The organism is Autumnicola patrickiae, assembly GCF_031846525.1.
Taxonomy (GTDB): Bacteria; Bacteroidota; Bacteroidia; order Flavobacteriales; family Flavobacteriaceae; genus Autumnicola; species Autumnicola patrickiae.
In genome coordinates this window covers 15,122-28,536 of record NZ_JAVRHM010000010.1, presented here as the reverse complement: position 1 = coordinate 28,536, position 13,415 = coordinate 15,122, and the positions used below count along the sequence as shown (strand labels likewise).

The window sequence follows — 13,415 nt, the reverse complement described above, 5'->3', positions numbered from 1 at the left end:
GAATAGTAATACAGATCCTCTTTATTTAAATAAATCTGAAGATAAATAGCGGTCTCCCCTATCACAGATAATGCTTACCACCAAGCCTTCATCAATCTCTTCACAAAGCCTAACAGCTGCTGCCGTTGCTCCTCCACTGCTCATTCCGGCAAAAATGCCTTCTTCTGTAGCGAGTATTCTGGTCATTTCCCTGGCTTCATCTTCGCTTACTTCCAAAATCTGATCTACCTTTTTCGCATCAAAAATTTTCGGAAGATAAGCTTCTGGCCATTTTCTAATTCCGGGGATACTGGAATTGTCAGTAGGCTGTACTCCAACAATCTGAATGTCCTTATTCTGTTCCTTTAAATAAGTAGAAGTTCCCATGATAGTACCTGTTGTGCCCATTGAAGAAACAAAATGTGTCACTTCCTGATTAGTGTCTGCCCAGATTTCCGGGCCGGTAGTATTATAATGAGCTTTCCAGTTATCATTATTGCTAAACTGATTAAACATAAAAAAATTACCCGCTTTAACTTTATCTTCAGCATAATCCCTTGCACCTTCAATACCTCCTTCAGCATCTGTAAGCGTTACTTTTGCACCATAAGCCCTCATGGTTTGTACCCGCTCTATAGTAGAATTCTCCGGCATTACAAGTTCAATATCAAGTTTAAAAATACCAGCAATCATTGCAAGGGCAATTCCGGTATTTCCACTAGTAGCTTCAATAAGTTTAGATTCTTTTGTAATCTCTCCCCTATCCAGCGCATTTTTAATCATAAAATACGCTGCACGATCTTTTACACTGCCACCAGGATTTTGGCCTTCAAGCTTTAGATAAAGCTCCACTTTCGGATTTTTAACTAATGTATTCGCTTTTACCAGCGGAGTATTACCAATAAGTTTTAGTATGGATTCATTCATTTTTGAGCAGCTTTTTTAATATTGATCTGGGGATTGTGGGAAATCATAGAGTTAGCGGGAACAGAGGCTGTAAGCCACACATTTCCTCCAACTATGCTGTTGGCACCAATTACAGTTTCCCCGCCAAGAATGGTGGCATTGGCGTATATGGTAACATTTTCTTCTATGGTAGGATGTCTCTTTACACTTCTCATCTTTCTATCAACATAAAGGGCACCAAGAGTTACCCCCTGGTAAATTTTTACATTGTCTTTTATAATTGCTGTTTCCCCAATTACAACACCTGTGGCGTGGTCTATAAAAAAGGGGGTACCTATTTTGGCTCCCGGATTAATGTCTGTACCAGATAAGCGATGGGCAAATTCGGTCATTAAACGTGGCACAAGTGGAAGTCCAAAATTATAAAATTCATGGCTCAACCTGTAAATGGCAATTGCGTAAAAACCGGGGTATGAAAGATAAACTTCTTCTATAGAATTTGCAGCGGGATCGTTAACGGCAATATTACGGGCATCTTCGTTTAACTTCCTTAGAATTTCCGGAAGTTTTTCAAGATATTCAGACCAAATATCCCTGCAGGGTTTATCGGGAGACCAACAAACAAGATCTGCCAGTTCTTCAAAAAGTTTCTCCAGGGAGTCTATATTTTCTGGTACTGGAGTGTCATTATCAAAAAGGGTGTAAAAAAGCCTACGGGTAAATTCCTCGGTTTTCTCTTTTATACGAAATTTCAGATTTGGATTCCTTTTGTTTTTCTGAATCTGGTCAATTACCGACTGTTTATTTATTACTGCCACTTATTACCGCAATTTGTGTTTAGAAATCAAAAATAAACAATAGCAAATGAAATTTCCTCTATATTTCGATAAATGCTGTTGATTGTATAATCAAGAAATAACTTCGGGATCCTTTATTTTTATGAGTTAATTATTTGCCAAGATAGCGCCACCCAATCCTATTTTCAGCTTAAATTTAAATAGAATTATTATTAACCATTAAATTTTTAATCATGGCAGAAAAAGCTAAAAAGCAGGATCCAAAGAAAAATGATTCTGCAAAAAAACAAGCTCCTCAGAAGCAAGGGGAAAAGATGGACAAGTCCAGAAAGTAATCTTTCTTGTATTTCATTTTAGGCCACCTCACTAGGGTGGCTTTTGTATTTAAAATTATCTTCGGTAACCGCTACAATTTTTACAAGTCTTGAATTAAATATAAAAACTACCGGCTTTTCTTTTCAGCAAAACGGGTAATAGTATCTTTGCATTTAAGAAAAAATGAAAATTGAAAGAATACTATAGATTTATACAGAGCAACCTCAGAAAAGTCAGTTTTGGATGGCTGCTAACTTTTTTATCCAGTTTTGGACAAACATTCCTGATCTCTTTATATGTCCCAGAGATCGTTAAAGCTTTTGAAATTTCTGAAGGTAGTTTTGGAGCTATTTATGCCGCCTGTACCGTAGCTGCCTCTGTAATTATGCTGACTGTTGGTCACACCGTAGACCATAAACCGGCAAAAAAAGTAACTGCTTTCACAGTTGCATGCCTCGCAATTTCCAGTATTATTCTTGGCTTCTCTTACCATATTGCTTTCCTGTTTATCGCACTTATAGGAATGAGATTATGTGGACAAGGTTTACTGAGCCATATAAGTATGACAATTATGTCTAAACGTTTTATAGAAAATCGCGGGAAGGCACTAAGTATTTCATCATTGGGATATTCTATGGGTGAGGCTGTATTTCCGGTAATTATAGCTTCTATTATAGCTTATTTTGACTGGCGTATTGCAGCAATTGTGAGTGGTGTGGCACTTTTACTTTATCTTATACGTTTAAAATTCACAAATCTTGGAGAATTTGATCAGGACCTTTCTGCAGAGGGACGACCTTCTACATTTTCACTTCTAAAGGACTACAAAAATGTAATTTTCGATAAACGTTTTGGTATAATGATGCCTGCAAGTTTTATATTAGGTTTTACCAACACTGCAATCTTTTTTTACCAGTATGTTTTTGTTGAAGATAAAGGTTGGTCGGCACAGCTATATGCTACTTTTTTTACTGTTTATGCTATAACCAGACTCATCTTTTCGCTGCTTGGAGGAAGTTGGGTAGATAAAATATCCGCTAAAAAAATGTTCCGATTTTATATAATTCCAATGAATATAGGTTTACTTCCATTCGCCTTTATGGATAGTATTATTGGCGCACTTCTATTTTTGATTCTGGCAGGAGTTACCGGTGGAATGGCAGGAACTGTAAAAACATCTGTTATTGCTGAAATTTACGGAATTAAAAAGATGGGAGCTATACGAAGTGTTTTTACAATGTTTATGGTTTTAAGTACTGCTCTGGGACCACTAATCGTTGGATTTATGATTGATCTTGGCATAGATTTCAGTACCATTATGCTTATACTTTTTGCACTAATGGGACTTGTTGTTCTTAATTCCCAGAGAATTGCAAAAATTAATCATGCGGAACCGGATGCTGCGGAAATTTAAAAAATCAGCGTACCAGACTGAAGTGGCCTTTAATTATCTTAAATCCTTCAATGGTAATTTGATACCAGTAATCTGAAGCGGGTAATGCATTACCCTCAAAAATTCCGTTCCAGGAAAAGTCTTCCCCGTTGCCGGTTTTCAACAACTTTCCAAAACGATCAAATATCCTGATTTCTGAAGAAGAAAAATAATCTAATCCGTTTAAACTGAAGGTGTCGTTATAGCCATCATTATTTGGCGTAATAAACTTTGGCACTACAATATGCGGAAATTCCTGTAAAAATGTGGCGCATCCGTTAAGGTCCCTTATGTAGGCAGTATAAATTCCGCCGGGGATTCCTGTAAAAATATTGGAATTTTGAAAATTTATACCATCCAGAGAATATTCAAAACTTCCGGTATTTTCAGGTTCTATAGTAACAGTATTTTCATCAGAAGAAATATTGGAAATGGCGGCAACATCTGTAGGGGCAACCTCAAAATTCTTATTCACCTCACAACCTTCAGCAGTAGTAATTTTTACATTATAATCACCCGGGTTTTCTATAGTAATAGTTTGAGAAGATTCTCCGGTTGACCAGCTATACGTCATCCCCGAAACTCCTGCATCGAGCTTAAGCAAAGCGCCTGCACAAATTTGCCAATTTTCGTCCTCTACTTGGGGTACCTCATAAACAATTAGTTCCAGTGCTGTTCTTGCACTCGCTTCACAATCGTAATTTGCCTTTTTTGCTTCAGCATAATAGATACCGGCACTTTCCGGCGTAAAAAAAACGGTATTTTCAGCAATTAGGTTGCCTCCTGTGGCTGCATCATACCAATTTGCCGTTTCGTCGCCTTCAGTTTGCACCGAAAGCTCGGGTATTGGCTCTCCACTACATGCAGTTTGGTCTCCATTGCTCACAGGAGCATCCGGAGTACTTACAATTTTAATATAAAATGCTTCGGAAGCAGAACTGCAGAGGTTATTTGCTAAATTTAACTCATCTTCAGCTACTTTTACTCTGTAATATCGGGATGTACTTAAAGCACCTGTAGAATAATTGTCTGCCGTAGCGCCTTCTATATTTTGCCAATTTTCGCCATCCTCACTTTCCTGCCACTGGAAAACATGGTTTTCATAAATTGAATAATCTGGTGTTGCATTTAATTCAGCATTAACGGGAGCATCAGATTCACAAACCGCTAATTCGCTTCCGTTACTTTCTTCAGAAGTAACAGTGGTAAGATCGCCGCAGGATCTAAAGATAATATCGTCTATGGCAAGATCATTTCCGCAGCCACCATCACCATTGTTGAACATCTTAAGAATAACCGCGTCCTGCCCTGCCTCGCTCTGAAAAGTAAGAGCATATTGCTCCCAAGCCGGACTGGTAGTAGAAGCAATATCACCGGTACTCCCCTGTTTTAAAAGCTGAGTATCTGTCTCGTCCCAGATTTCAAACCGAACGTTGATGGGAATTCCGCCATTGGGACAAGTAGGATCCTGCCTGTTATAAATATTAATCAGGTACGCTGAAAACTCATAGGAAGTATTTTCACATAGCCCGCTGATTTCTGTTTTAAAGAATTGGCCAGAAGTGAAATCTGCATTGACTATTAAAGCCCGGTCACTTGAAAGTGTAGTGTTTGGCAGGAAATCATGCCAGGACAGTATTTGTTGTCCTATACCTCCCGATATTGTATACTGCCCATCCTGAGGATCGCCGGTTACATAGGAGTAAGTTGTTGTGCCAGCAGGAAAGGGTGAACCACTCCCATTCCCAGAACCAAAATCTTCCTGAAAAATAGGGTCTCCTTTGCTCCCTTCACAAAACCCAAGTTGTGCAAAAGAATAAGTACAGCTAAATACAAAAAGAAGCAAAAAAACAAGTCTGGCCATCCTCAAATGTACATGAAATTACCAGAATTAAAAACCTGATTTTTAGTGGAATTGATCCATTATCTTTTCAAAACGAAATTTATTTGGCCAATCCTGTTGCTGGGTATTTACTTCAATTTTATGCATCCGGGGAAGAAATTCTGAGGATAAGTTGTTCGCAAGGATAAAACCGATAGCTTCTTCAAAAGATTTGCACATACTTCTACAAAAAGCCTCTTTTATTTCCCGGTCTGCAGCATAAGCCTGGGCTATTTCAATATTGTAAAGCATCACATCTGCAAGTAAAACGGGATCCAGGCCAAGTTTTAAAAAGTGCTTAATAAACTTTTGTGCAACAGATCTTCTGGCTTTGGGTCTTCTGGAACTTGTAGGAAAATATTCTTTTGAAATTTTAAATTTCGCATCCTGAACTAATTTATCTTCTTTAGGGTTAAAAACAAAATTATAGAAGGTTTTTACTTCACCAAACCTTTCGTACAAGTCCAGAATTTGCTCTTCCAATTGCTCTTTCTCCAGTGTGCCGAGATACTTTTTTAATGCTCTTTTACTCATTTAATTTCAGGTATTTGTAATTACCTCTTTAGATTCTGAAACAGTTTTCCTGATGTTTGTAGAGATATCTGCCAGCCATCTTAATTGATTGTTTACCAGCTGGGCTTCCTGCAACTGTAACCTCATACGAAGGTCGATTTTCTGCTTTCCCTGCTTAATTTCTATCACCCGCTTTTCTACTAAATCTTCATAAGTTTTCTTAAGCGCCATTGCCGCCCCTTCAATTTCTGAAGATGGCCTGGATTCTTGTATAGGAATATTATTCTGAAGAATTTCCTCTGAAGATTTTAAATTTTCAGAAATAAAATTGGTAAAGGTTTCAAAATTCGCCGAAGCTGCAGTGGTCTCATGATTTTGAATATATGTGCCAAGTGACGCCAGAGCCGACAAAAAGGTCTGATTCAAACCCACAATTTCATAAATCCTGCTGATATCTTTTTGTCTGGACTTTGGCTCCTGCGTCATTCGCTGAAAAGCCGCGCTAAGATTTCCCATTTCCAAAAAAGATTTCTTTCTTGCTAACTTATAAGTTATGGGAAGCTTTCCTTTATTATGATAAAAAGCATCTACTTCTTTTAAGTATTTTCTATTTGCAACAATACTTTCCTGAATGTAATTTTTAATTGCGTGTACTTCCCACGAAGGCCAGAGAAAATGGTTTCCCAACGCTGCAAGCCCTGCTCCAATAAGCGTATCAACAATTCTGTACTGAATTACATTCAGCACATTGGGCTGCAGTAAAGCATAAATAAAAATTATACTTAGTGTAATAAAAATTGCTGCTGTCCTGTAATTTCTCTGGATCAAAGAAAAAGCAAGGGTAAGCGAACCAATTCCCAACACCATAAAAACAATCTCGTTTTGCGTAATGTATACAATTCCTACGGCTATTGCCCCACCAATTAGTGTCCCAATAATCCTTTGTTTGGATCTGTCTTTAGTAAGGCCATAATTAGGGCGCATAATTACCGCGATGGTCAGGATAATCCAGTAAGCATTTTGGATTGAAAAGAAAATCCCAATAGAAAATCCTATGATTACCACTACTGCAAGTCTAATAGAATGCCTGAAGATGATGGAATTAAAATTAAAGTTTTCGACTAAAATTTTAGGATCATAATCTTGCGGAGTGATAAACTGAGATACTTCTTTGCTTTTAATAAAAAGGTTCTTCTCGCTTTCCAGGTTATTTAATATCCTGAAAATGCTGTTCACCCTCTGCACTTGTTGCTCCTGATATTCAATAAGATTTCTAAGCAATAACATAGTTTCCCTACTTTCGTTAATGTCTATTTTTTCACGAAATGCAAGAAGTCCGGAATTTAATTTATCTAAAGCAACTTTAAGGTTATTGGGCGGGAGTTTATTATTATATTTTAATGCAGATGCTATTTGTTCGAGATGCTCTGCCATAGCATTAAGCAGGTTCTTTATATTTTTAAATTGTTCCTGCTCTTCTTTTAGTAGTTCATCCATCTTAAAATAATCTACGGGATTTGCCATTGCCAGCTCCAGCATATCGACGAGTTCAATAAAGATTAGCAATCGTTTCCTGGCGTAGTTGGAATTACCTGATGTTTTTCGTGAACTGATTAGAACTTCACGCAGACTTTCATGCTTTTCGTTCAGCTCTGTCTGAAGCCGAAATAGTTCTTTCTGAAGTTGATCCCGTTTTTCATATTCATTATAAAGTTTAGCCCGTATCCGAAGGTATTCTGCAGTAAGTTCCATTGTCCCTGCGAGTAAGTGCTCGGTTTGCTTCCGTGGATTTAAAAAATCCCAAAGCAAGCTTAAGCTTAAGTACCAAAATCCTCCAAGAATAATAAGGATTCCTCGTTGCCAGATTTCCAAGTCTGTAGATAGATTAGCAAAACTAATTACCACAGCTAAAAGTCCGGAAAAGGTTATAAGCGAGGCCCTAAAGCCGAAAACTGCCAAATAACTGATAGCGAACATAAGCATACCCAGCACCGGAATAATAAGGTACAGACTCACCTGTGCATATCCAGATATTACAGAAGACACTCCGGCGAGGATTGCAGCGCAACTCACCCCTATAACCTTATGTTTAAAACTACCGGCCACATCACTCGGAGAACTGAGAAGACAACCTGAAGCAATTACAACTCCTATTATAATATTCGAATAATATGAAAAAACCGCTATGGGGATTACTATTGCAACTGTAAGCACAATGGCTTTGGAAAAGTCAGTACTCCTCAGGAATTTGAGAAGGTCCTCTAAATAATTAGAAAAAGAAAATTTCAAGTAGCTGCTGCTTTTTATAATATGGAATTTACAAAGATAACTTCTTATACAGGAAAGCAGACGGAGAGAAATCAAATTTTGAGATTGAATTCCTTCAAACCTTCAAACTTCTCAAATTAAGATTTAATTGTGAGGTCATTTTTGGTAAAATTAGTCAATGAATGTAGCTTAGAAGAAACTCTGAAGAATAGTAATTATGAAATATATTATACTTAGAAATAGGCCCGAAGGAAAACCTTCCCTAAAAGATTTTGGAACAAAAGAAACAGAAAAGCCGCAACCTGGCGAGGGAGAAATACTTCTTAAAGCATTATATGTTTCTGTAGATCCTTATCTAAGAGGAAGAATGCGGGATGAAAAATCATACATTCCTCCTTTTAAGCTGAATGAACCGATGGAATCCATGGTAGTCCCTGAGGTTGAGGATTCCAAAAATGAAAATTTCAGCAAAGGAGATTTTGTAAGTGGAATGCTGGACTGGCAAGAATACCAGGTCTCAGACGGAAAAGGACTTAACAAAATTAATAAAGATATTGCTCCCTTATCTGCTTATTTGGGCATACTCGGGCTCACAGGTATTACAGCTTACCTGGGACTGGAGAAAATTGGAAAGCTAAAAGAAGGAGAAACTCTCCTGGTTTCGGGAGCTGCTGGAGCTGTTGGTAGCATTGTAGGTCAAATAGGAAAGATAAAGAAGTGTAAAGTAGTTGGGATTGCCGGCAGCGATGAGAAGATTAAAAAAATAACAAAGGTATTCAAGTTTGATGAAGGCATTAATTATAAAACTACAGATAATATAAAAGAGGAAATTAAAAAAGCCTGTCCAAACGGTGTTGATGTGTACTTTGATAATGTAGGCGGTGAAATGCTGGATGCGGCCATTTTAAATATGAACAAATTTGGTCGTGTAGTAAATTGTGGTGCCATTTCGCTTTATAATTCCAAGGAAAAACCTACAGGACTACGGCTTGAACCATTTTTAATTAAGAAAAGCATTTTAATGCAGGGTTTTACAGTGAGGGATTATGCTGAAGATTTTCAGCCTGCAATAAAACAACTTTCAAAATGGTTAAAAGAAGATAAACTGCAATATGAAGAGACTATAGTTGAAGGATTTGAAAAAATACCGCAGGCTTTTCTGGACCTCTTCGAAGGGAAAAATCAGGGAAAAATGGTGGTAAAAGTTTAAGCAAGATATTTTAAATAAAAGAAGAGGTTGTTCAGAATATTCTAAACAACCTCTTTGCTTTTTAATCATTAAGATCTATTGTGCCTGATCTGTGGGCATAATATAAACGTTATTGATGTTTGTTCTTTTTGGCTGACTTAAAGAATAATAAATTGCATCTGCGATATCCTGTGCTTGCAATGGCGTTAATTCTTTAAACATTGGCTCCATATCTTTTTTAATTTCATCATCGGTAATAGTATCTGTTAATTCTGTAGACACAAAACCGGGGTCAATAGAAGTAACATTGATTCCGAAATTAGGAGCTAATTCTGACCTAAGTCCTTCAGTAAACATTTTTACCGCTGCTTTTGTAGCACAGTAAACTGCACCACCCGGATAATACTTTCTTCCGGCACTGGAAGATATATTAATAATGTGTCCGCTCTTTTGCTCCATCATTGTTGGCAGAACTGCGGCTACTCCATTAGTAACACCTTTAATGTTCACATCTATCATTTTATCCCACTCATCTGTATGTAAATTTTTGACGTAAGATAGTGGCATCAATCCAGCATTGTTTATAATTCCGAAAATACTCCCGAATTCTTCTAAAGTTGCTGATACAATCTTCTTAAAATCTTCTTTGCTGGTAACATCTCCAGAAATTACCAGGGCCTTTCCCCCATTTTTTTCAATATCATCCTTAAGAGATTTTAATCTGTCTTCGCGACGTGCAGTTAATACAACATTTGCACCTTCCTGCGATAATTTTTTAGCAGTAGCTTCTCCAATTCCACTAGAGGCTCCGGTTATAATTATTGTTTTTCCTTCTAAATTCATTTTTTTTCTTTTTTAATTTACTCAGAAGTTAAGGTATAGCCTGGATTCAAAACCAGCAATTTTAAAGTTTTAGTACGTCTTTAACGGCACTAATTAACCTATATCAATAAATGAGCCTCCAGTCTCTTAAAACTTTTTATAATACCCTTAATCCTGAAAAGATCCTAATGAAGGATTGATTTGCGAGTAATCGGTAATTCTACTCTATTTTAATCTTTTTGTTTAACAGAAGCTTTTCTTGTAGTGTCCCGAAAGTAAAATTCAAAAGAAAAGGGATTTTTATAAATAAATTCTATAAAAATCCCTTTTCTGAAAGATGTATCCAAATTTTATTTCTTTGGAGGTTGTGACGGTCTCACTTCAATCTTACTTGGTAATGTACGCGGATTCATTTTAAGAAGATCCACAACAAGTTCTCCTATATCTTCGGGCTGAATTTTCCAGTTATCTTCAGGACTTGGGGTATGATCATTAAAGTGAGTAGCCACAGATCCCGGCATGATGGTACTTACATTAATACCTTTTTCTCTAAGGTCCAGCATTACCGCCTGTGTAAATCCTGTAAGACCAAATTTACTTGCATTATAAGCTGCACCACCGGCAAAGAAATTAGTACCTGCAAGGCTGGAAATGGTAATTAAATATCCTTTTGATTTAGCAAGCGCATCCAGAGAAGCTTTTGCGCTGTAAAATACCCCGGTTAAATTGGTATCGATCGTATCCTGCCACTGCTCAGGAGTTAATTCATCTATAGGACCAAAATGTCCAACCCCGGCATTAGCAACCACAACATCTATCTGCCCCCATTCATCGGTTACCTTTTTTATAGCTTTCTCCTGACTTTCAAACTGGCGCACATCGGCTTCCACTCCTAATACTTCTCCTTTAGATTTTAGTTGCTCTGCGGCTTCTTCAGCACGTTCAGCAGATCGGCTTGTAATAGCTACTTTCATACCCAACGCCAAAAGGGACTCTGCCACACCATATCCTATACCTTTAGTCCCGCCGGTAATAAATGCTACTTTTCCTTCTAACTTACTCATAGTTTCTTTATTTTTTTGAATTGTTTTAAAGCTAATGAAGATTGACAGTTCGTTAAAGGATAAAGATTTAATTTATTGTTAATTTTAAACAAAAACACCTGCACAAAATCTGAGTTAAAATCTTTCACACAATCGCAAAAAAAGTAACTTTGCAGAAAATAAGAAAAAGCTTCTTTCGAAGTTTTTATTAACTGGAACCGTTTAACCTGATTTAATATCTCATCCCTTGGAAAACATAAAAGCTCAAAATTTACTGAATAGAATTCACCGCGATTTAAATCGTAACGGAATTATCATTAATACCTTAGTAAAGGATCTTCAGGATTTAAGAAACCTTGTTATAGAAGAAGGAAATCCACTGTTGGCCAAGGTTATCAGGTTAACTTACGAACATATTCAGGCTTGTGAAGGATTTGAAATCCCTATCCCAGATGATGAGCCTCTTGACGAAGGTGAAACACCAGAGAATACAGAAGAAGTAAGTGGTCAGGAAAGTCTGGATTATTTATTTTCTTTAATGGCAGATCCTTCGAATAAAGTTAATGAAATAGAACTCCGAGAGTATGTAAATGCATTTGTAGCCTACGAAGAGGAAAATTAGCATTTCTCTTTTACTGCATTTAAGCCTGGAGTAGGACCTTCCAGAGAAAATTAATGAACCAGGCTCAGGATAAGTATTGCCAAAAATTTGTTGATGAAAAGGAAAGCGAAATCTAGAAAGAAGTCGCGTATACGCTTATTGCACCAGTATTACAGTTATACTGGATTTTATAAGTTTGTATGGAAAAGTATAAAAAAGGCCGTTGTGCCTATCATACTTTTTGTGGGAGCTTTACTGGCACTTGATTATTTTGTACTCGATATTGAGGGTATGCTTGTGACGGTTACAGAAACCTATTCCCCTATAGGAATTATAAGCGTATTTTTTATTTCTGAATCGTTATTGGGCCTTGTACCTCCGGAATTATTTATAGCCTGGTCTGGAAAATCCGCCAGTCCTATACTGAATCTTTCATTGCTGGCAGCGGCGTCATATACTGGCGGAATAGTATCCTATTTTATTGGAAAAGGAATCACCAAAATACCGGCAGTGCATAAGCAGCTTGAAGTTAATATGGCGCAACATATTACCAACACCAGAAAATGGGGTGGTTTTTTAATAATCGTTGGAGCTTTACTCCCTATTCCATTTGCAATTACGAGTATTGCCGCGGGAATTATTCGATTCCCTTTTCTGAGTTACCTCATGTTTGGCTTACTCCGTTTTGTTAGGTTCTATCTCTACGCGCTGGTTATTTTTGAAATGGTTTAGATTAGCCTCTCTTCCTTAAAATCTTCAAAAAGATCACTAAAATTTTCCCAATACCACTGGACATCTATCCTATTTGAAGTAAATTCAGTTTAAACAAAAACTAAAAACTGAATGGATTCTAAGTATAAGAAGATGGCCAGGGCCGGATATGTTGCTAAAGGTAGCGTATATGCTATTACTGGTGTTCTTACCTTTATGGCCGCTTTTAATATGGGTGGGCAAAAAACAGGAAAGTTACAGGTAATTGAATTCCTGGAAAAGCAACCTTTTGGTAATGCACTTTTGATTTTAATTGGGTTAGGTTTATTGTGTTACGCGGGTTGGCGTTTTATCCAGTCCATAAGCGATCCAGAAGGTATAGGCTCAGACAAAAAAGCTAAAGCAAAACGTGCAGGTTTTTTCGTTAGCGGTTTAATTTATCTTGGACTTGCCGTTTATGCATTTATTCAGCTTATAAACGCCGGATCTTCATCTGGTGGTGGAGGCGGACAGAGTTCGTCTTTTCTGGCGGGACAAACAGGAGTCTATATTTTTGCAATTATTGGTATTGTAATAGCCATAGTTAGCTTTTTCCAATTCAAAAAAGCTTATACCAAAGAATTCCTTCAAAAGTTTAATTACAAATCAATTTCAGAAGAAAAACGAAGGAAGACAATAAAAAATACCGGCTACCTGGGGCTCATTGCACGCGGAATTATAATGGGAATTCTGGCTTTTTTCTTTATAAGGGCCGCAATAGAATCCAATACTTCAGACATTAAAAGCACAACAGATGCCTTTGCTTTTCTCCAGGAATCCTCTTATGGATCTTATTTATTGGGAGCAGTCGCAGCGGGTCTTGTGTGTTATGCTATCTATGTATTTATGATGGCGAAGTACCGTCAATTCCAGGACGGTGAAAGTGAATAATCTATTATTAATCAACTAAATTTAAAA

At 37.2% G+C, this 13,415-nt stretch carries 12 protein-coding genes; 5 read left to right on the top strand and 7 right to left on the bottom strand.

Going from position 1 to position 13,415, the window contains the following annotated elements:
• Nucleotides 1-21: 21 nt before the first annotated feature.
• The gene (gene cysM / locus RM549_RS09900) at nucleotides 22-906 is read right to left on the bottom strand and encodes a cysteine synthase CysM (RefSeq protein ID WP_311684259.1); all 885 of its coding nucleotides are present in this window, start codon (nucleotides 904-906) and stop codon (nucleotides 22-24) included.
• Nucleotides 903-1,694, bottom strand: coding sequence for a serine O-acetyltransferase (locus tag RM549_RS09895; RefSeq protein ID WP_311684495.1), 792 nt, complete (start codon nucleotides 1,692-1,694; stop codon nucleotides 903-905). Before RM549_RS09895 ends, cysM begins: the two co-directional genes overlap by 4 nt.
• Nucleotides 1,695-2,187: 493 nt before the next feature.
• Between RM549_RS09895 and RM549_RS09890 the strand changes: the two genes are divergently transcribed.
• On the top strand, nucleotides 2,188-3,411 hold the full coding sequence (locus RM549_RS09890) for an MFS transporter (RefSeq protein ID WP_311684257.1): 1,224 nt from the start codon (nucleotides 2,188-2,190) through the stop codon (nucleotides 3,409-3,411).
• 4 nt (nucleotides 3,412-3,415) lie between these two features.
• On the opposite strand, the gene RM549_RS09885 is transcribed toward RM549_RS09890, so the two are convergent.
• Genes RM549_RS09885 through RM549_RS09875 form a run of 3 tightly spaced genes read right to left on the bottom strand, consistent with a single transcriptional unit; the run spans nucleotide 3,416 to nucleotide 8,113 of the window.
• Entirely contained in the window at nucleotides 3,416-5,293 is a 1,878-nt protein-coding gene (locus RM549_RS09885; protein ID WP_311684255.1) for a T9SS type B sorting domain-containing protein, read from the bottom strand.
• A gap of 42 nt (nucleotides 5,294-5,335) precedes the next feature.
• Nucleotides 5,336-5,845 carry a DUF6155 family protein gene (locus tag RM549_RS09880; RefSeq protein WP_311684253.1) on the bottom strand — a complete coding sequence of 170 codons (510 nt, stop codon included), beginning with the start codon at nucleotides 5,843-5,845 and terminating at the stop codon, nucleotides 5,336-5,338.
• A gap of 6 nt (nucleotides 5,846-5,851) precedes the next feature.
• Nucleotides 5,852-8,113: an FUSC family protein gene (locus RM549_RS09875; RefSeq protein ID WP_311684251.1), complete on the bottom strand. Its 2,262-nt coding sequence runs from the start codon at nucleotides 8,111-8,113 to the stop codon at nucleotides 5,852-5,854.
• A gap of 193 nt (nucleotides 8,114-8,306) precedes the next feature.
• Between RM549_RS09875 and RM549_RS09870 the strand changes: the two genes are divergently transcribed.
• Nucleotides 8,307-9,302, top strand: a complete 996-nt coding sequence (locus RM549_RS09870; protein ID WP_311684492.1) for an NADP-dependent oxidoreductase — start codon at nucleotides 8,307-8,309, stop codon at nucleotides 9,300-9,302.
• A gap of 75 nt (nucleotides 9,303-9,377) precedes the next feature.
• Here the strand turns inward: RM549_RS09870 and RM549_RS09865 are convergent, their stop codons facing one another.
• Nucleotides 9,378-10,124: an SDR family oxidoreductase gene (locus RM549_RS09865; RefSeq protein WP_311684248.1), complete on the bottom strand. Its 747-nt coding sequence runs from the start codon at nucleotides 10,122-10,124 to the stop codon at nucleotides 9,378-9,380.
• Between the two features lie 329 nt (nucleotides 10,125-10,453).
• The gene (locus RM549_RS09860) at nucleotides 10,454-11,167 is read right to left on the bottom strand and encodes an SDR family oxidoreductase (RefSeq protein WP_311684246.1); all 714 of its coding nucleotides are present in this window, start codon (nucleotides 11,165-11,167) and stop codon (nucleotides 10,454-10,456) included.
• A gap of 226 nt (nucleotides 11,168-11,393) precedes the next feature.
• On the opposite strand from RM549_RS09860, the gene RM549_RS09855 reads away from it, so the two are divergent.
• The 3 genes from RM549_RS09855 (at nucleotide 11,394) to RM549_RS09845 (ending at nucleotide 13,388) form a co-directional block, all read left to right on the top strand.
• Entirely contained in the window at nucleotides 11,394-11,768 is a 375-nt protein-coding gene (locus RM549_RS09855) for a hypothetical protein (RefSeq protein ID WP_311684244.1), read from the top strand.
• 93 nt (nucleotides 11,769-11,861) lie between these two features.
• Nucleotides 11,862-12,479 (top strand): YqaA family protein, encoded by a 618-nt coding sequence (locus RM549_RS09850; RefSeq protein WP_311684242.1) that lies wholly within the window; start codon nucleotides 11,862-11,864, stop codon nucleotides 12,477-12,479.
• 111 nt (nucleotides 12,480-12,590) lie between these two features.
• Nucleotides 12,591-13,388: a DUF1206 domain-containing protein gene (locus RM549_RS09845; protein ID WP_311684240.1), complete on the top strand. Its 798-nt coding sequence runs from the start codon at nucleotides 12,591-12,593 to the stop codon at nucleotides 13,386-13,388.
• The last annotated feature ends 27 nt before the right edge of the window (nucleotides 13,389-13,415 follow it).

Bases quoted from the DNA above. Each gene is read 5' to 3' on its own strand.
- RM549_RS09880 (WP_311684253.1), bottom strand. From the start codon at position 5,845: ATGAGTAAAAGAGCATTAAAAAAGTATCTCGGCACACTGGAGAAAGAG.
- RM549_RS09845 (WP_311684240.1), top strand. From the start codon at position 12,591: ATGGATTCTAAGTATAAGAAGATGGCCAGGGCCGGATATGTTGCTAAA.
- RM549_RS09865 (WP_311684248.1), bottom strand. From the start codon at position 10,124: ATGAATTTAGAAGGAAAAACAATAATTATAACCGGAGCCTCTAGTGGA.
- RM549_RS09850 (WP_311684242.1), top strand. From the start codon at position 11,862: ATGAAAAGGAAAGCGAAATCTAGAAAGAAGTCGCGTATACGCTTATTG.
- RM549_RS09860 (WP_311684246.1), bottom strand. From the start codon at position 11,167: ATGAGTAAGTTAGAAGGAAAAGTAGCATTTATTACCGGCGGGACTAAA.
- cysM (WP_311684259.1), bottom strand. From the start codon at position 906: ATGAATGAATCCATACTAAAACTTATTGGTAATACTCCGCTGGTAAAA.
- RM549_RS09885 (WP_311684255.1), bottom strand. From the start codon at position 5,293: ATGGCCAGACTTGTTTTTTTGCTTCTTTTTGTATTTAGCTGTACTTAT.